Consider the following 1,186-nt stretch of genomic DNA (forward strand, 5'->3'; position numbering starts at 1 on the left):
AATCCGCAGACGGTCTCCGCGACCCGATCCGTGCGCTTTATTGATCGCACAAATTGCACTCGCTTGCAAGCAAAATTTCAGTTCCTCCCAAGCCTCCTCTTCGCGCGCGAAGTTAGTCAGATAACCAAAGGATGCACCGGAGTACGGCTTGCGAGATTTTCTGTGATGGTTGACTTTTCTCTCCGTACCCGGTGATCCCGACCGTTATCCGACTGAAATCGCCCGTCTGCCGCCTTTGGCGTGACATGCTACAATTATGGCATGGATACCGTTTACATTGAAACTTCCGTAATCAGCTACTTGCGGCAAAAACCCGCAAAAGAGGTTGTCACCGCTGCGCATCAACTGCTGACCCACCAATGGTGGGACACCGAGCGATCCAACTATGACCTAGTGATTTCGCAATATGTAGTCGACGAGGCATCGGCTGGCGACCCAACTTTGGCTGCCGACCGGCTAAGCGTGTTGGCGGACATCCCGCGACTGCCCGGCGATCCTGAAATTGACCGAATAGCCGACGAGATCATGTCTCGCGCGATATTACCTCCCAAAGCTGCTGTCGACGCGCTGCACATCGCAAGTGTCGCGCACCACCGAATACAGTACCTGTTGACCTGGAATTGCAAGCACATCGCGAACGCGAAGATACTCCCACGTGTCCATCGGGTACTCACCGATCTCGGTGTCCCCATTCCTATCATCTGCACTCCCGAGGAGCTTATTGGCGATGATCCAGAAGCCGAAAACTGACCCCGTCATTGACGAAATCCACGCGGTTCGGCGTGATATCTCCGACCGATTTAACGGTGATGTCCACGCAATATCCGCTGATGCCAACGCGCGGATGCTGGCGTCTGGTTGCTCTGTCTGGACGCCGGCGGATAACCATCCGATGCACCGGAGCGGCGGTGGAGACCGTTCACAAATGGAGAATCAATCGCCGCCGCCCGGTGATCGGTAACGTTATCCGACTGAGCCGCGGACACTTGCTGCCCGCCTCGCGCCCTGCGGGGCACAACCTACGCACGACCAACGCACGGCCAATACCGCTTTGCCCCAACGCTCAACCAATACTCAAGTGCCGACTGCCCTGCGGGGCATCAACCAACGCCTGAACTACAAGTCTCGACCAACGCCGATGTGCCGGATGCACTGCGTGGCACCAACCAACGCCTGTATTCGAGTA

At 56.6% G+C, this 1,186-nt stretch carries 2 protein-coding genes; both read left to right on the forward strand.

Annotated features, from left to right (window positions below; all coding sequences use genetic code 11):
• The first annotated feature begins 261 nt into the window (after nucleotides 1–261).
• Nucleotides 262–750 carry a type II toxin-antitoxin system VapC family toxin gene (locus tag RC85_RS25925; protein ID WP_068267866.1) on the forward strand — a complete coding sequence of 163 codons (489 nt, stop codon included), beginning with the start codon at nucleotides 262–264 and terminating at the stop codon, nucleotides 748–750.
• Nucleotides 728–961: a hypothetical protein gene (locus RC85_RS25930; RefSeq protein ID WP_068267868.1), complete on the forward strand. Its 234-nt coding sequence runs from the start codon at nucleotides 728–730 to the stop codon at nucleotides 959–961. Before RC85_RS25925 ends, RC85_RS25930 begins: the two co-directional genes overlap by 23 nt.
• Nucleotides 962–1,186: the final 225 nt, after the last annotated feature.

The sequence above is a fragment of the Rubripirellula obstinata genome (assembly GCF_001642955.1).
In the GTDB taxonomy this organism is placed as follows: domain Bacteria; phylum Planctomycetota; class Planctomycetia; order Pirellulales; family Pirellulaceae; genus Rubripirellula; species Rubripirellula obstinata.

What these genes read in the sequence shown, in the direction of transcription:
- RC85_RS25925 (WP_068267866.1), top strand. Translation starts at nt 262, where the DNA reads ATGGATACCGTTTACATTGAAACTTCCGTAATCAGCTACTTGCGGCAA.
- RC85_RS25930 (WP_068267868.1), top strand. Translation starts at nt 728, where the DNA reads ATGATCCAGAAGCCGAAAACTGACCCCGTCATTGACGAAATCCACGCG.